Origin of the sequence: Humibacter albus DSM 18994 (assembly GCF_000421825.1) — a bacterium.
Taxonomy (GTDB): domain Bacteria; phylum Actinomycetota; class Actinomycetes; order Actinomycetales; family Microbacteriaceae; genus Humibacter; species Humibacter albus.
The window spans coordinates 121,864-137,672 of record NZ_ATXT01000018.1; the positions used below are offsets into that span (position 1 = coordinate 121,864).

Genomic DNA, 15,809 nt, shown 5'->3' on the forward strand with positions numbered 1-15,809 from the left:
TGACATGTTATCAGTCGATTACTACTCTCTCACTTGTAATCATTCGATTACATCAATGCGCTCGCGTCGAGTCTCCACGCGTGCCCCTTGCGGACCGCCAGCAGGCATCCGCTCACCGCACTCGCCACCCGCAACACTCACGACTCACAACACGCACCGCTCAGACACGACACACATCCCCGCACAGAAGAGGCGCTCATGACCGCACCCACGCAGACAGCACCACGCAGGCGCGTTCCGACCTGGCTCGCCATCGTGGCGGCATCCCTTCCCATGTTCATGGCCACGCTCGACAATCTCGTCGTGACCAACGCGCTCCCGCGCATCGGACTGGACCTCAAGGCATCCATCGAAGAGCTGCAGTGGGTGGTGAACGCCTACAGCCTCTCGTTCGCGACGTTCATCCTGCTGGCGGTGGCGCTCGGCGACCGGCTCGGCCGGCGCACCGTGTTCACGATCGGCATCACGATCTTCACGCTCGCCAGCGCGGCTTCCGCTCTGGCCACCTCCCCCGCCGAACTCATCGCCTTCCGTGCCGTGCAGGGTGCAGGGGCGGCCGCCGTGATGCCCCTGTCGCTCACGTTGCTCGCCGGGTCGGTGAGCGAGCGGCTGCGCCCCGCGGCCATCGGCATCTGGGGCGGCGTCTCGGGGCTCGGCGTCGCGCTCGGACCTCTGATCGGCGGTGCCATCGTGCAGGGCTGGAACTGGCAGGCGATCTTCTGGATCAACGTGCCGGTCGGCGTCATCGCGATCCCGCTGACGATCTTCGCGCTGCCGAACTCGTTCGGCGCCCGGCTGCGGGCCGACCTGCTCGGCGTGCTTCTCGTGGGTGTTGGCGTGTTCGCGGCGGTGTACGGTATCGTGCGCGGCAACGATGCGGGCTGGGACAGCGGCGAGGTGCTCACGGCGCTGATCGGTGGCGGCGCACTGCTCGTCGCGTTCGTCTGGTGGGAGACGAGGTCGAGCGCACCCCTGCTGCCGCTCGGGTTGTTCCGCAACCGCAGCTTCACGGTGGCGAACCTCGTGGGCGTGACGTTCAGTTTCGGGATATTCGGCGCCGTGTTCATCCTGATCCAGTTCCTTCAGGTGGTGCAGGGGCACAGTCCGCTCGAAGCCGGTCTCATGACGATGCCGTGGACCCTCGCGCCGATGGTCATCGCGCCGCTCACCGGAGCCGTGATCGTGCCGTGGGTGGGAACCCGAGCGCCGATCGTCGTCGGCCTCGCTTTCCAGGCGACCGCGATGTTCTGGCTGGCGGCGATCCTCGCGCCCGACGTGGCGTTCTCCGCCCTGGTGCCGCCGTTCCTGCTGGCCGGCGTCGGCATGGGCCTCGTCTTCGCCCCGAGTTCGACGGCGGTGCTCGCCGGGTTCCGCGAGAAGGATCACGCGAAGGCATCGGGCACGAACGCGACGCTGCGCGAGATCGGCGTGGCGCTCGGCGTCGCCGTGCTCACAGCCGTCTTCATCGGAGCGGGGGGCACGCTGACCCCGACCGGCTATGTGGATGCCGCCATTCCGGCCGTGGTCGTCGGCGCGGCAGTGCTCGCGGGCGCGGCAGTCATCGGGCTGTTCCTGCCGTCGGGGCGCGAGCCGCGACGGCAGAGCGGTGCCGATTCGGATCGGGTTGTCGATCAGCTCGAGTCGGAGCTCGAGGACGCGGGCGAGACGCTCGCCGGCAGCGCGCTGAGCTGAGCGGCCGAGGGGTGAGCGGCTGCGGCTGATCCACTCGCATGCGACCCGACAGTGCCGCCCTTACTCGCTCCGCTCGCTTAGGGAGTGTGACGGCCGCTCGCTCAGGGAGCATGAGGACCGCCGGCCAAGGGGCACACGTCGCGCGCCGTAGGCTGGCGGGATGCGGATCGGGATCATCGGCGCCGGAGCCGTCGGCGGCACGATCGCCGCACTCCTGGACCGCGCAGGCCATGAGATCTGCGTGACCGCACGTGGCGAGGGGCTCGCGGCGATTCGAGAGCACGGCCTGCGCTTCGACGGCGCCTGGGGCGAGCATCTGGCGCACGTCGCGGCGTCGGAGCGGCTCGAGGCGACACCGGAGCTCGCGTTCGTGTGCACGAAGGCCCAGGACGCGGCATCCGCTCTGCGCGAGAACGCCGAGGCGCTCCGCGGCATCACGGTCGTGATCGTGCAGAACGGTCTCGAGTCGCTCGAGGTGGCCGCGGGCATCCTGCACGAATCCGAGCTGGTCGGCGCGCTCGCGCTGTACGCGGCGCAGTACGTCGAGCCGGGACACGTGACGGTCACGGCCGACGGCAGCACCTATCTGGGCGATGGCGCGGGAGAGCCGACGGATGCCGCACGGCGCGCGGCCGCTGCGCTCGCGGCCGTCATGCCGGCTGTCGCGACGCGCAACTTCCTCGGAGCGCAATGGTCCAAGCTGGTCATCAACATGGTGAATGCCATGCCGGCCCTCACCGGGCTCAGCGTGCAGGAGACGATCCGCGAGCGACGACTCGCGCGAGTCGTCACGGCGTCGATGCGGGAGACGGTGCGCATCGGATTCGCCTCGGGCGTGCGCTACGCGTCGCTGCAGGGTCTGAGCCAGGGGATGCTTCGCGTCTTCGCCACGCTGCCGCTGCCTGCCGCTCGTGCGCTGCCCCTCCTGATGGCCCGCCGAATGGGCGCAGTTCCCAACCTCGGATCGACGCTGCAGAGCCGGCGACGCGGACGCACGACCGAGATCGACTACCTCAACGGCGCTGTCGTCCGGGCGGCCGGCGCGATCGGGCGGTCCGCCCCGGTGAACGCCGCGATAGTGGATGCCATGCGCGGGCTCGAGCGCGACGACACGTACCTCACGCGCGAGGAGGCCGCCGCGCTTCCGCTGCGCTGACGCGCTTCACCGTTCAGAAGCAGGCGCACCCCGTGTCCGGGTACTCGCGCTGCGGATGCTCCGGGTCGCTCAGGTCGATGACCGCCGATGCCAGGTACTGCGGCTCGTTCCGCTCGCCGTACCGGCGCCATCCGCCGACGTAGCGCGCGTTCGATCGTGCCTCCGGATCGGGGTCGCGTCCCTGGGTCGCGGCGAGCCGCGCGTAGGCGTCGGCCAACGGCACGTCGAGGAGCACGGAGAAGTTCCAGGCGCCGCGGATCTCGGGTCGAAGCAAAAAGGGCCCGTCGACGAGCAACACCATGTCGGCCGGCCCCGTCTTCCACTCGGTGACGACCGGAGCGTCGCGGGTCACGTCGAACGCCGTCGTCTGGAATCCGGTCGACCCGCCGAGCCGGAACGGGTCGATCAGGGCGCGGCGCAGCGTCTCGTAGTCGAACGAACGCTCGTAGTAGTCGCGCGGGTCATCGGTACCGTGCGCGTGCCGCGTCGCCCTCGGAAGGTGGAAGTCGCGCATCGAGGCGCGAGCCGTGTCGGTGCCCGCCTCGCGATAGACGGCGGCGAGGTCGTCGGCGAACTCGGCGGTGCCAGCCCCTTCCGCGCCGTCGACGGCCACGACGACCCGACCGCGCGGATAGTCACGGATGATCTGGGCCCGCAGTTCGCGCAGGAACGCGATGCGAGGCGTGGTCGCCAACTGCATGGCGCCAGCTTAGGGCGGCCACCGAACATCCTCAGCGGTCGTTACGCTGTCGGGGTGCCATCCCCTCGCTCTGCTTCGCTCGAGGTCCTGCCCGGAGCGTCGGGCCCCGCGACGGTCGCCGCCTTCGCACGCGCACTGAACGAGTGGTATCGCGCCGAAGCCCGAGACCTGCCGTGGCGACGGGCGGGGTTCGGTGCGTGGGGCATCCTGGTCAGCGAGGTCATGCTGCAGCAGACGCCGGTGGTGCGGGTGATCCCGCGACTGGCGGAGTGGCTGGAGAGGTGGCCGGCCCCGGCCGATCTGGCGGCATCGCCCCAGTCGGAGGCGATCCGCGCGTGGGCGGGCCTGGGCTATCCTCGGCGAGCGCTGCGCCTGCACGAGTGTGCGGTGGCGATCACCCGGTGGCACGGCGGCCAGGTGCCGCGGGATGTCGACGACCTGCTCGCGCTGCCGGGCATCGGCGCATACACGGCGCGTGCGGTGGCCGCGTTCGCGTATGGCGATCGGCATCCCGTGGTGGATACGAACGTGCGGCGCGTGCTCGCACGCTGCATCGACGGACAGGGGGAGCCGGCGCCGCCGAGCATCCGGCGCGATCTGGCCGCCATGGCGGCCGTGCTACCGGCCGACGTGCCGGAAGCACGGGTCTTCAACGCCGCCGCGATGGAGCTCGGCGCCGTCGTCTGCACCGCCCGGTCGCCGCGCTGCGACGTCTGCCCGGTGGCGGATGCCTGTGCCTGGCGCGCCGCGGGACACCCGCCGTATCTCGGCGAGCGCCGGCCCGTGCAGAAGAAGTACGAGGGCAGCGACAGGCAGGTGCGCGGCATGCTGATGCGCGAGCTGCGCTCGGCACACCGTCCACTCACGGCCTACGAGCTCGAACCGGTCTGGCCGGATGCCGTGCAGCGCGACCGCGCACTGGCCGGCCTGCTCGCGGACGGACTCGCCGTCAAGACCGAGGGCGCAGACGGGAGCGCAGACGGGAACGGATACACGCTGCCGCAGTGACGTCGTCCGCAGATTTTGCGGATTGTGCAGCACGCATGTGAACAGGCCTTAATCGCTCCGCGCCTCTCGCAACTACTACAACACGCGCGACTACTACAACACGGCCTTCGAACTGTTCGGTGTCGAGCGACCGGAGCGCTGAGCCGCGCTGTCCTTGAACGCTCGGAGCCCGGCCAGCACGAGCACGATCGGCACCACGGCGGTGCAGGCCACCACCACGAACGCGGTGCGCGGGCCGGCCGCATCGTTGATGAGGCCGCCCGTGAACGAGCCCAGCGACATCCCGAGCACCACGAGCGTGTTCAGCCATGCGAGCGCCTCGGTGATGATCGCCGGCGGCACGATCTCGTGCGCGATGTGGTTGACGGCGATCATCAGCGGGGCGATCGTCGCCCCGGCGAAGAACCCGAGCACGTAGAACCACCAGATGTCCGGCGCCAGTGCGAGTGCCGCCCACGCGATGAACAGCGCCAGCGCGGTTCCCACGAGCATCTGACGCGAACGGAGCCGCGTCGAGAGTGCTCCGAAGAGGAACCCTCCCGATGCGCTGCCGATCGAGTATGCCGTGAGCACGGTGCCGGCCAGCTCCGGCACACCGCTGGCGGTGGCCAGCGACACGATCGAGAGGTCGTTGATGCCGAAGCCGATCCCGGTGGCGAAGCTCGCGACGAGCAGGATGAGGAAGGGAACCGAGCGCAGAAGCCGCGCGGGACCGTGAGCCTGCTCGGTTCTCGGCACCGGTTTCGCGTCGGGCATCACGCGCAGGAAGAGCGCGCCGAGCGGACCGATGATCCCGGAGAGCACGAGTCCGCCCGCCGGGGCGACGCCCGCGGCGAGGAAGGCGGCGACCGCGGGACCGAACACCCACACGATCTCGTCGGCGACCGCTTCGATGGCGAACGCGGTGCGCAGCAGGAAGGTGTCCTCCACCAGCGTCGACCAGCGCGCACGCATGAAGGCTCCGACGGGCGCGACGGTGATGCCGCAGAAGATCGACATGATGACCAGCCCCGCTGTCGAACCGCCCCACCCGCACGCGACGGCGCCCGCGATCGCGAGCGGATGGGCGACGGCGGATGCCAGCAGCAGGTGCCGCTGTCCCCTGCGGTCGGCGATGCGACCGGCCCACGGACCGACGAGGCCCATCGACGCGATGGCGAGGCCCGAGGTGAGTCCGCCGAGCGTGTACGACCCGGTGCTCGCGTGGGCGAAGTAGAGGAACCCGAACCCGAGCACCGCGATCGGCGTGCGCGCGAGCAGTCCGGCGATCACCATGAGCGTGCGCGACGGAACGGAAAGAAGCCGGCCGTAAGCACGGAATCCGAGGTCGCCCCCGGCACCCTCGACGGGTTCTGGATGTCCCGTCACGGTGTCACCGGTCTCAGCAGCCATAGCGCTCAACGCTATCTCGCCGCGCGCGTCTGCACTGCGCTCGTCTGCACCGCGCCCGTCTACACGGAAGCGCCGACCACCGGAGCAGGCTCGGCAACGACTTCGGCGATGCTCACGCCGGGGCCGAGCAGCGCGACACCGGATGATGTCGGCACTTCGTTCTCCGACCCCAAGCCGATCCGCCCCTCCGGCAGCCGAAGCGCCGTCACCGCGAAGTCGCGGAACCGCCGCAGCGCTCGACCCCAGTACGCGAGCGGATGCCGCCCGCACGCTTTCAGCGCGGCCGCGTGGTCGAGGCAGAGCACTGTCGCGGCGCCCACGGCTACGGTCCACCAGGAGATGCCCACAAGCGCTCTGGTCAGTGACGAGCTGCCGGCGAATCCCACCCGCAACCTGTCGACCTGGAAGCGCAGGTGCTCGCGCTCATCCGTGCGGATCCGCTCCCCGATCCGGCGCAGGATCGGGTCGGGTGCACGCTCAGCCAGCGCCTCGAAGTATTCGACGGCGACGGCCTCGGCGATCAGGAACAGGGCTATTTCGGTGCGAAGGCCGAGCGATCGGCGCAGACGCGTGAAAGCGGCATCCGACCAGTGCGCGCTCAGCGAGGCTGCACCCATGCGCCGCAGTCCGACACCGAACAGCGCCGAGTGCTTCTGCTCCTCGGCGACGAGCAGTTCCAGCGCCCTCGTGTAGACCGGGTCGCCCGCAGCCCTCGCCTTGGCCAGCAGACGGACGCCGTCGCCACCTTCGCCGAGCTCGAACCGTTGGAACGAACGCACCAGCGCCCGACGCTGGCCGTCCGTCAGCATGACGGGCGCGGAGGCATCCCAGCCCTGTTCGAGTCGCTGCTGCCTGCTCGGGTTCGCCTCGAAGTACTCCACCCAGACACCGAAGCCCGTGGCACCGAAACCCGTCTCACCGGGAGCCGTCTCACCGGGAGCCGTCTTCGGTGTCGCGCCCGGAAGCGTGCTTGAAGTCTTACTCATCAGATACCTCTTCTCGATCGATACCGATTGATATTCGATAGATATCCATCCATAATCGATGCTGTGAGTCAAGTCATCATCGTTCTTGTGCGCGTCTTCGTCATCGTGATCACGCTGGGCACGCTCGCCGCTCAGGTCTTCGTGATCCCCGAGCTGGCGGGCGAGCTCGGGTCGTTGTCGGGCATTCCCTCGGCGACGGTCCCCTACGCGATCGCCGGCATCGTGGTCGGCGCGTGCTTCGAGGTCGCTCTCCTGGGAACCTGGATGTTGCTGGCCATGGTCAGCCGCGACGCGATCTTCACCGAGAGCGCGTTCCGGTGGGTGGACGCCATCATCGGTGCGGCGCTCACGGCGCTCGTGTTCGTGCTCGTGTTCGGCGCCCATGCCGTGCTCGTGATGCAACCGCGACTCGGCGTGCCGGGCATCGGGCTCGTCGTCGGCGCGACGGTGATCTGCGGAACGACGTTCGTGCTCCTCGTCGTCGTCATGCGCGGATTGCTGCGCAGCGCGACGAACCTGCGCAGCGAGCTCGCCGAGGTCATCTGATGGCGATCATCGTCGACATCGACGTCATGCTCGCCCGCCGCAAGATGTCGGTGGGCGACTTCGCCGAGGCCGTCGGCGTCACGCCGGCGAACGTCTCCGTGCTGAAGAACGGCCGCGCCAAGGCGGTGCGCTTCACGACACTGGATGCCATCTGCCGCGTTCTCGACTGCCAGCCAGGGGACGTGCTCCGCTGGGTGCCCGACGAGTGACGCCGCCCGGGCCGAAGGGCCAGGTCGCGGGACGGAACGGTCAGGTCGCGGGACGGGCATCCACCGCCGCGAGAAGCCCGACGAGGGCCTCGTTGACCGGCGTCGCGATGCCGTGCTTGCGGCCGAAACGCACGACGGCCCCGTTGCGTGCGTCGATCTCCATCGGCCGGCCGGCGAGACGATCGGCGTGCAACGAGTTCAGGTGGCCGCCGGAGGACCTCGCCAGCGCGGCAACGATCGCTTCCGCGTCGTCCTTCGACAGCTGAGCGCCTTCCGCGCGGCCGACCTCGACGACTTCCTGCATGGTGCTGCGCACCAGACGTTCGACATCGGGACGGCTCAGATCGAGCCGAGGCTGAAGCGTGACGGCGTTGATCGCTCCCGGCGCGTTGACCATGAGCTTGCGCCACATCGCGGTCGGAAGACTCTCCACGGTATGCGCATGGATGCCCGTTCCGGCGAACAGGTCGACGAACGCCCGCCCGCGCTCGGTGTCGGCGACGATGAGGTCTGCGGCTCCGTGCTGCACGATGCGCCCGGGCGCCGAGCGGTCGGCGGGAATGTCCACGACGACAGGGAGCAACTGCTCGCGCGGCACGAACGGCGCGAACCGGTCCACGTGCTCGACACCGTTCTGCAGGATCGCGACGGTCGTGGTGGCCGAGGTGAGGCGGCTCAGCCAGGGCTCGACGGCATCCGCGTCGTACGCCTTCGTCGCCACCAGCACCCAGTCCACCGCTCGCGCTCCGATCGGGTCTGTGAGCACCGTGGGCGACTCGCGGAGAACCCCGGCATCCGACTCGACCTCGAGCACATCGAACGGCGTCCTCGCTGCGACCGACACCTCGGGCTGAACCCGTGCGAGGTGCGCGGCGACGGTGCCGCCGACGGCACCCGGACCAATGACGACGATCGAGACCATGCCCCATCTTCTCGCGGCACCGGCCGCCTTCGCGAAGCAGTGCGTCGAGACCTACGTCGCCGACCTGCGGAGAGCGATCGCACTCGTTTCATCTGCACTCGCTTCATCGGACTGCGCACGCGAGTCGCGCCGTACCCGCAGCATTCCCTGGCTCACCAGGATGCCCGCGATCACTATCGCGCCGCCGACCGGCTCGTACCAGTGCACGCTCTCGCCCAGCACCAGCACGCCGAGCGCCACCCCGACGACGGGAGCGAGATACGTCACCGTCGAGGCCCGCGCTGCGCCCCAGTCGCGCATGACGCGGGTGTACCAGACGTACGCGACGCCGGTGCCTGCGACACCGAGCGCGACGATGCTGAGCACGACCGGAGCGTTCAGCGAGATCGGCCCGCGGGCATCCAGGGGTGAGAGCACCAGCACGACGACGCTCGCCATAGTGAGCTGCACCGACGACAGAGTCACGGCGTCGTACGGAAGACCGCTCACGAACCGGCGCATGTAGAGGCCGGCGAACCCGTAGCTGGCCGTCGCGCCGAGGCACGCGAGCTGGGCGGGAATGGTCGACGCCAGATCACTCGACCCGATCAGTTCCCAGGGACCCGACAGCACTATCACCCCGAGGATGCCCACCACGAGTCCCGCGGTGCGCGTGCGGCCGAGCCGCTCCGTGCGCAGCACCAGCGGCGTCAGCACGAGCGTCATGATCGGCGTCGTGGCGTTGTAGATGCTGGCCAGGCTGCTCGGCACGTACTGCTCGGCCCACGCGAAGAGCGTGAAGGGAATCGCGCAGAAGAAGATCCCGACGACGAGCATGTGCCCCCACACCCGCCCTTCCCGGGGCCAGCGGCGACGTGTCACCGTCATGATCGCCGCCAGCGCCAGGGCTCCGAAGAGCACGCGGCCGACCACGACCTGCGCGGGCGAGAGGCCTTCGAGGCCGACCTTGATGAAGAGGAAGCTGGCGCCCCACACGGCCGACAGAGCGAGAAAGGCCAAGAGAGTCGCGTGCGAGCCCGAGAGCATCGAGGATGCTGTGCGCTGAGTCATGACTGAGAAGCTACGGTCATGCATATCCTGCCACCAGATGGCAGGCAGACTACCGTCGCAAAGATTCGGCCACTAGACTCGGCGACATGTTGCGCAGCGTGGCAGTTCCCGTGATCGACGATCTCGCTGTCTTCGAGTTCGGACTGATCGGCGAGGTGTTCGGGCTGGACCGTAGCGTGTACTCCGACATCCCGCGACTCGACTTCCGAGTCTGCGGCGTGGAGGCGAATCGCCCCGTCACGACCGAGATCGGAGTCCCGATCACTCCCCCGCTCGGGCTCGAGGCCATGGACGACGCCGACGTCATCGCGGTGCCGGCGGCCCGCATCCGCGATGACGACTCGTATCCGCCGGAGCTTCTCGACGCGCTGCGGCGAGCCTCGGCGCGCGGAGCGACCATGCTCAGCGCCTGCTCCGGCGCGTTCGTCCTCGGTGCCGCGGGCCTGCTGGACGGACGGCCGTGCACGACGCACTGGCGACACGCGGACGCGCTGCAGCGCAGGCATCCCACCGCTCGTGTCGATCCCGACGTGCTCTTCGTCGACGACGGCGACCTGATCACGAGCGCGGGCACTGCGGCCGGGATCGACGCCAGCCTGCACCTCGTGCGCCGTGAGCTGGGCAGCGCGGCGGCCAACGTGATCGCGCGCAACATGGTCGTGTCCCCGCAGCGGGACGGCGGTCAGCGCCAGTACATCGACCGGCCCGTGCCTGAGACCGATTGCGACGCACTGGTCGACGTGCTCGGCCAGATGAACGACAACCTGAGCGAACCGCACACGGTCGCCTCGCTCGCGGCCATGGCCCACATGTCCACTCGCACGTTCGCCCGGCGCTTCGTCGCCGAGACCGGGGTCACGCCGATGCAGTGGCTCACCGGGCAGCGCGTGCTGCACGCGCGCCTTCTGCTGGAATCGACGGATGCCTCCATCGACGAGATCGCGGCATCCTGCGGTTTCGGCAGCTCGACCCTGTTGCGGCACCACTTCGTGCGCGAGGTGGGCATTGCCCCCACCACCTACCGCCGCTCGTTCACGTGCCTCGACGAGACTCCCGACTTCGGGGAGGGCCCGTCGGGTCGCATGTTCCCCGAGCCGGTCGCAGCGCGAGCCTGACCGAACCGTTTAGGGTGGATTCTCGTGCCCGATAGCCCGCTCTCCGCTTCGCCGTACGAGGTGCTCGGCGTGTCCGCGACGGTGACGCAGGAGGAGCTCCGCAAGGCGTACCGGCGCAAGCTGCGCGCGGCGCATCCCGACACCGGCGGTTCCGAGGCCCTGTTCGTCGCAGTGCAAGGCGCCTGGGCCGCCGTCGGTACTCCGGAGGCACGTGCGGCATACGATCGCGGCCGAGGCGTGCACGAGACCCCGCACACCTGGGCGCCGCGGTCTCCGCACAGCCCCAAGACGCAAGCACGCCCTCAGACGCGCGCGTACGGGCATCCCGGTGGGTTCGAGCGGGAGCGATACCTGCACCTCATCCGCGAATGGGTCGGCCGCGGCGAGCCGATCGCCGACCCGTATGCGCCGGAGTTGGTGCGCACCGCACCTCACGAGATCCGGCATGTGCTGGCGGATGCCATCGCCGAGGAGACTACCGCCAGGCAGCTCGTGTCTCTCGGGCTGGGGTACACGGTATGGCACGACGTGGATGCCACATCGCGCTCCGCCGCGTCGGCCGGCCGCGTCGAGAAGATCGATCACGTCGTGCTCGGGCCGACGGGTCTCTTCGCGGTGCAGTCCGAGGACTGGGCTACCGCGGTCACGACACGACGGGGCGATCTCGTGCCGAAGGGCGAGGCATCCGGGTTCGAGCGGCAGCCGCTGCACGAGATCGCGGGCCGGGCGCGCGTGCTCGGCAAGCTCGCGCGAGTGAAGTTCACGGTCGCTGTCGTGGTGCTGCCGGACGACGACCTCGATCAGGGGATCACGGTCGTCGGTCGCGCCCGCGGGATCTCACTCGTCGCCGCCCGCTCATCGGTGCTTCCGCACCTGCTGCGCACGGGCGTCGCCGACACACCACGACCCGATGGGAACGCGCTCTTCGAGTTGCGCACACGGCTGCAGGAGACGGTGCGGTTCGTCTGAGCGCCGCCCGTCGCGAAGAGCGTTCCTCGAACCACGGCTCAGCGTCGCCGTTCGGCTCCGCCGGCTCGCGGAGTCCCGTGACGAATCGGTCACTCGTCCTCGTCCTCGGCGTCGTCGCGCGGCGTGACGTAGGGGTCTTCGTCGCCGGCGTACTGCGCGGATGCCGCCAGTGTGGCCACGCGCGCGTCCTGCTCTTGTGCAGTGCGCAGCAGACCTTCGATGTGTTCGGCATTCTCGGGAATCGCGTCGGCGATGAACTCGAGCGACGGCGTGAGCCTCGTGCTGATGTTGCGCCCGACCTCGGTGCGGAGCATCCCGGTCGCCGACTTCAGCGCGGCGGCGGAGTCGGCGCGTTCCTTCTCATTGCCGTAGACCGTGTAGAAGATGCTGGCGTGCTGGAGGTCGCCGGTGACCCGCACGTCGGTGATCGTCACGAAGCCCATCCGCGGGTCGCGCAGACCCTTGTCCAGCCTTCTGGCGACGACCACTTTGATGCGATCGGCGAGCTTGCGCGCGCGTGCCTCGTCAGCCATCCCTCTCCCCTAACCTTCTTCTGACCTCACGACGATCGCTTCCCCCGTTGACCCGTTCCATGACGTGGCACCAGGGGTTCGCGTTCGGTTTTCCCTTCGGGGGAATCGGGGTAGGGGCCCCCGCTCCTTTCCCCGAAGGGAAAACCGAGCGGGGACCCCGTCCCTGTGTATTCCTCCGCGCTAGGCGCGCGGCTTCTCTCGCATCTCGATGGTCTCGATCTCGTCGCCGACCTGGATGTCGTTGAACTTGCCGAGGCCGATACCGGCTTCGAAGTCCGTCCGCACCTCGGTGACGTCGTCCTTGAAGCGACGCAGCGACTCGATCGCAAGGTTGTCCCCCACCACGACGCCGTCGCGGATGACCCGCGCCTTCGCGTTGCGGGTGATGGTTCCGCTGCGCACGTAGACACCGGCGATGTTGCCGAACTTGGAGGAACGGAACACCTCGCGGATCTCGGCCACACCCGACTGCACCTCTTCGAACTCGGGCTTGAGCATGCCCTTGAGCGAATTCTCGATGTCGTCGATGGCGTTGTAGATGACCGAGTAGAACCGCACGTCGATGCCCTCGCGAGCGGCGCGCTCGCGCGCCTTGACGTCGGGCCGCACGTTGAACCCGATGACGATCGCGTTGTCGATCGTCGCCAGGTCGATGTCGCTCTCGGTGACCGCACCCACACCGCGGTGCAGGATGCGCAGCTGGACACTGTCGTCCACCTCGATCTTCATCAGCGACTCCTCCAGTGCCTCGACGGCACCGGAGACGTCACCCTTGATGATCAGGTTCAGCGACTCGACCTTGCCCTCTTCCAGAGCACGCGTGAAGTCCTCGAGGCTGATGCGCTTGCGCGCCTTCGCCAGCTGGGCGTTGCGCTCGGCCGCCTCGCGCTTCTCGGCGATCTGGCGGGCAGTGCGGTCTTCCTCTGTGACCAGGAACGTGTCACCGGCGCGCGGAACGCTGGACAGACCCTGCACCTGCACCGGACGCGACGGGAAGGCCTCGTCGACAGCATCGCCGTTCTCGTCCTGCATGGCGCGCACCCGGCCGTACGCGGTGCCCGCGACGATGGAGTCGCCGACCCGCAGCGTCCCGGACTGGATGAGCACGGTCGCGACCGCACCACGGCCCTTGTCGAGCTTGGCCTCGATGGCCACGCCCCGGGCATCCTTGTTCGGGTTCGCCCGCAGGTCGAGGCCCGCGTCGGCGGTGAGCAGAACCGCGTCGAGCAGCTCCTTGATGCCGATGTTCTCGCGAGCGGAGACATCCACGAACATCGTGTCGCCGCCGTACTCTTCGGCGATCAGGCCGAACTCGGTCAGCTGCTGACGCACCTTCGCCGGGTTGGCGTCGGGCTTGTCGATCTTGTTCACTGCCACGACGATCGGCACGTCGGCCGCCTGTGCGTGGTTCAGAGCCTCGATCGTCTGCGGCATGATGCCGTCGTCGGCCGCCACCACGAGGATCGCGATGTCGGTCACCTGGGCACCGCGAGCACGCATGGCGGTGAACGCCTCGTGACCCGGGGTGTCGATGAACGTGATCTTGCGATCCTTGTCCTCGTGCGTCGCTGTGATCTGGTAGGCACCGATGTGCTGCGTGATGCCGCCGGCCTCGCCCGCCACCACGTTGGTGTTGCGGATGGCGTCGAGCAGTCGCGTCTTACCGTGATCGACGTGACCCATGACGGTGACCACCGGCGGACGCACCACGAGGTCTTCGTCGGATTCCTCTTCGAGCTCGGCCTCGAGATCGATGTCGAAGCCCTCGAGGAGCTCCTTGTCCTCGTCCTCGGGCGAGACGATCTGGATCTTGTAGCCCAGCTCGGCGCCGAGCACCTCGAAGGTCGCTTCGTCGAGCGACTCCGTGGCCGTCGCCATCTCACCCAGGTGGAAGAGCACGGTGACCAGGTTGCCGGGGCTCGCATCGATCTTGTCGGCGAAGTCGCTGATGGACGCGCCTCGGCGCAAACGGACGATCGTGTTGCCGTCGCCGCGGGGAACGCTCACGCCGCCGAGCGACGGGGCTTCCCGCATCTCGAACTCTTGACGCTTCGTCCGCTTCGACTTGCGCGACTTGCTCTTGCCGCCGCCGCGGCCGAACGCACCGGCGGTGCCACCGCCCGGACCACGACCGCGACCGCCGCCACCGGCCGGACGCGGCCCGCCGAAGCCGCCGGGACGGCTGAATCCGCCTGCGCCGCCACCGCCGCCGGGGCGTTGGAAGCCGCCAGGACGACCGCCGCCACCGCCGCCAGGACGGCCGCGACCGCCGGCACCGGCCGGACGCGGGGCGCCCGGACGAGGAGAACCGGGACGCGGAGCCTGCGGACGAGGGATGTTTCCGGGGTTGGGTCGCTGTCCCATGCCCTGCGAACTCGAGAACGGGTTGTTGCCCGGGCGCGGCGTCCCGGCCGGCCGATGGCCCATGCCCTGCGAGCTCGAGAACGGATTGTTGCCCGGACGAGGTCCGCCCGGACGAGGACCCTGCGAACGCGGGGTGTCGGCCGGCTTGGCAGCGGGCTTCGCCTCGGCCTTCGGTTCCGGCTTCGTCTCCGCTTTCGGGGCAGGTGCCGGAGCCGGCTTCGGTGCGGCGGGCTTCGGTGACGCAGCACCGGCGGGCACGGTCGCCGGGGTACCGGCCGCGCGCGACGCCGGAGTCGCCACCGGCTTCGCCGGCTCCGATGCCGCCGGCTTGGCGCCATCGGCCTGCAGCGCGGCCCTCAGTTTGCGAGCGACCGGGGGCTCGATGCTCGACGACGGTCCCTTGACGAACTCGCCGAGTTCTTTGAGCTTCGCGAGGGCGAGTTTGCTGTCGACGCCGAATTCGCTCGCGATCTCATGTACGCGTGGTTTTGCCACAATTCTCCTGTTCGGGACTTGCCCGAGCAGGGGCAAGCCTTAGTGGTGGACGGGTCTCATTTCGAGCCGCTCATCAGTTGTCCATTAGCCGTTCAGCCTGTTCTCTAGTGGCCGCGTGTCCAGCGGTCCCTCGACCCGCAGCGCACGCCCGAAGGCCTTGCGCCTGATCGCCTTGGCCAGACACTCGGGAGTCGGATGCAGCCACGCGCCTCGACCGGGCATCCGAGCGTACTCGTCCACGACGAGCTGCGAATTCCGGGCAACGATCCTCAGAAGAGAGGACCGGGGGACGCAAGAACGGCATCCGACGCACGTTCTCACGGTCTTTATCTTACCCCAAGGAAGGGCGAGCGCTGTGCGTGCTCGCACGCACAGCCGAGGCCGACGCCGGGGTAGAGGCGCAAAGCGCCGACACCCCAAGGAAGGGCGAGCGCTGTGCGTGTCCCCGTCGCTCTCCCACGCGCCGCTCACGCGCCGCGCAGGCCCCTCACGCTCCGTGGGCCCATGCGCGCGCAGCCGAGGCCGACGCCGGGGTAGAGGCGCGAAGCGCCGACACCCCAAGGAAGGGCGAGCGCTGTGCGTGTCCCCGCAGCCAGGACGGAACGGGAAGCGAGAACAGCGGGAATCGCGCCTTCGCGGTGAGAACAGCACGAGTCCTGCTGTTCTCAGTGA

Annotated in this window: 15 protein-coding genes; 7 read left to right on the forward strand and 8 right to left on the reverse strand. The window is 69.1% G+C overall.

Translation table 11 applies throughout. The features are described 5' to 3' along the window. Positions 1-198 precede the first annotated feature (198 nt). Together H623_RS20345 and H623_RS0115140 are read left to right on the forward strand one after the other, a co-directional pair. Positions 199-1,692 (forward strand): MFS transporter, encoded by a 1,494-nt coding sequence (locus H623_RS20345; protein ID WP_022901768.1) that lies wholly within the window; start codon positions 199-201, stop codon positions 1,690-1,692. Between the two features lie 160 nt (positions 1,693-1,852). Then, positions 1,853-2,848, forward strand: a complete 996-nt coding sequence (locus tag H623_RS0115140) for a ketopantoate reductase family protein (RefSeq protein ID WP_022901769.1) — start codon at positions 1,853-1,855, stop codon at positions 2,846-2,848. 13 nt (positions 2,849-2,861) lie between these two features. Here the strand turns inward: H623_RS0115140 and H623_RS0115145 are convergent, their stop codons facing one another. After that, entirely contained in the window at positions 2,862-3,548 is a 687-nt protein-coding gene (locus tag H623_RS0115145) for a nucleoside/nucleotide kinase family protein (protein ID WP_022901770.1), read from the reverse strand. An 87-nt stretch (positions 3,549-3,635) separates the two neighbouring features. On the opposite strand from H623_RS0115145, the gene H623_RS20350 reads away from it, so the two are divergent. Next, positions 3,636-4,556, forward strand: coding sequence for an HhH-GPD family protein (locus tag H623_RS20350; RefSeq protein WP_051143286.1), 921 nt, complete (start codon positions 3,636-3,638; stop codon positions 4,554-4,556). Between the two features lie 93 nt (positions 4,557-4,649). On the opposite strand, the gene H623_RS0115155 is transcribed toward H623_RS20350, so the two are convergent. Further along, positions 4,650-5,948 carry an MFS transporter gene (locus H623_RS0115155; protein ID WP_022901772.1) on the reverse strand — a complete coding sequence of 433 codons (1,299 nt, stop codon included), beginning with the start codon at positions 5,946-5,948 and terminating at the stop codon, positions 4,650-4,652. A 59-nt stretch (positions 5,949-6,007) separates the two neighbouring features. Next, on the reverse strand, positions 6,008-6,934 hold the full coding sequence (locus H623_RS20355; protein WP_022901773.1) for a ferritin-like domain-containing protein: 927 nt from the start codon (positions 6,932-6,934) through the stop codon (positions 6,008-6,010). A gap of 63 nt (positions 6,935-6,997) precedes the next feature. Here H623_RS20355 and H623_RS0115165 point away from each other — a divergent pair, with 63 nt between their 5' ends. Continuing rightward, positions 6,998-7,480 carry a DUF2975 domain-containing protein gene (locus H623_RS0115165; protein WP_022901774.1) on the forward strand — a complete coding sequence of 161 codons (483 nt, stop codon included), beginning with the start codon at positions 6,998-7,000 and terminating at the stop codon, positions 7,478-7,480. Beyond that, entirely contained in the window at positions 7,480-7,689 is a 210-nt protein-coding gene (locus H623_RS0115170; RefSeq protein ID WP_022901775.1) for a helix-turn-helix domain-containing protein, read from the forward strand. The genes H623_RS0115165 and H623_RS0115170 overlap by 1 nt, the downstream gene beginning before the upstream one ends. A gap of 40 nt (positions 7,690-7,729) precedes the next feature. On the opposite strand, the gene H623_RS0115175 is transcribed toward H623_RS0115170, so the two are convergent. Both H623_RS0115175 and H623_RS0115180 read right to left on the reverse strand, forming a co-directional pair. Continuing rightward, positions 7,730-8,611: a 2-dehydropantoate 2-reductase gene (locus tag H623_RS0115175; protein WP_022901776.1), complete on the reverse strand. Its 882-nt coding sequence runs from the start codon at positions 8,609-8,611 to the stop codon at positions 7,730-7,732. A gap of 51 nt (positions 8,612-8,662) precedes the next feature. Further along, complete coding sequence (locus tag H623_RS0115180; RefSeq protein WP_022901777.1) at positions 8,663-9,661, reverse strand: DMT family transporter; 999 nt, start codon at positions 9,659-9,661, stop codon at positions 8,663-8,665. A gap of 86 nt (positions 9,662-9,747) precedes the next feature. On the opposite strand from H623_RS0115180, the gene H623_RS20360 reads away from it, so the two are divergent. After that, positions 9,748-10,776 (forward strand): helix-turn-helix domain-containing protein, encoded by a 1,029-nt coding sequence (locus H623_RS20360; protein WP_022901778.1) that lies wholly within the window; start codon positions 9,748-9,750, stop codon positions 10,774-10,776. 24 nt (positions 10,777-10,800) lie between these two features. Continuing rightward, complete coding sequence (locus H623_RS0115190) at positions 10,801-11,745, forward strand: J domain-containing protein (RefSeq protein ID WP_022901779.1); 945 nt, start codon at positions 10,801-10,803, stop codon at positions 11,743-11,745. A gap of 89 nt (positions 11,746-11,834) precedes the next feature. Here H623_RS0115190 and rbfA read toward each other — a convergent pair whose 3' ends face one another. From rbfA to H623_RS22340, 3 genes are all read right to left on the reverse strand, one after another. Next, positions 11,835-12,278 carry a 30S ribosome-binding factor RbfA gene (gene rbfA / locus H623_RS0115195; RefSeq protein WP_022901780.1) on the reverse strand — a complete coding sequence of 148 codons (444 nt, stop codon included), beginning with the start codon at positions 12,276-12,278 and terminating at the stop codon, positions 11,835-11,837. Between the two features lie 180 nt (positions 12,279-12,458). Continuing rightward, a complete protein-coding gene (infB, locus tag H623_RS0115200) occupies positions 12,459-15,137 on the reverse strand; it encodes a translation initiation factor IF-2 (RefSeq protein WP_022901781.1) in 2,679 nt (892 codons plus the stop codon). An 84-nt stretch (positions 15,138-15,221) separates the two neighbouring features. Continuing rightward, on the reverse strand, positions 15,222-15,788 hold the full coding sequence (locus tag H623_RS22340) for a YlxR family protein (RefSeq protein ID WP_342664587.1): 567 nt from the start codon (positions 15,786-15,788) through the stop codon (positions 15,222-15,224). Between the last annotated feature and the right edge of the window lie 21 nt (positions 15,789-15,809).

What these genes read in the sequence shown, in the direction of transcription:
- H623_RS20345 (WP_022901768.1), top strand. Translation starts at nt 199, where the DNA reads ATGACCGCACCCACGCAGACAGCACCACGCAGGCGCGTTCCGACCTGG.
- H623_RS0115140 (WP_022901769.1), top strand. Translation starts at nt 1,853, where the DNA reads ATGCGGATCGGGATCATCGGCGCCGGAGCCGTCGGCGGCACGATCGCC.
- H623_RS0115145 (WP_022901770.1), bottom strand. Translation starts at nt 3,548, where the DNA reads ATGCAGTTGGCGACCACGCCTCGCATCGCGTTCCTGCGCGAACTGCGG.
- H623_RS0115155 (WP_022901772.1), bottom strand. Translation starts at nt 5,948, where the DNA reads ATGGCTGCTGAGACCGGTGACACCGTGACGGGACATCCAGAACCCGTC.
- H623_RS20355 (WP_022901773.1), bottom strand. Translation starts at nt 6,934, where the DNA reads ATGAGTAAGACTTCAAGCACGCTTCCGGGCGCGACACCGAAGACGGCT.
- H623_RS0115170 (WP_022901775.1), top strand. Translation starts at nt 7,480, where the DNA reads ATGGCGATCATCGTCGACATCGACGTCATGCTCGCCCGCCGCAAGATG.
- H623_RS0115175 (WP_022901776.1), bottom strand. Translation starts at nt 8,611, where the DNA reads ATGGTCTCGATCGTCGTCATTGGTCCGGGTGCCGTCGGCGGCACCGTC.
- H623_RS0115180 (WP_022901777.1), bottom strand. Translation starts at nt 9,661, where the DNA reads ATGACTCAGCGCACAGCATCCTCGATGCTCTCGGGCTCGCACGCGACT.
- H623_RS20360 (WP_022901778.1), top strand. Translation starts at nt 9,748, where the DNA reads ATGTTGCGCAGCGTGGCAGTTCCCGTGATCGACGATCTCGCTGTCTTC.
- rbfA (WP_022901780.1), bottom strand. Translation starts at nt 12,278, where the DNA reads ATGGCTGACGAGGCACGCGCGCGCAAGCTCGCCGATCGCATCAAAGTG.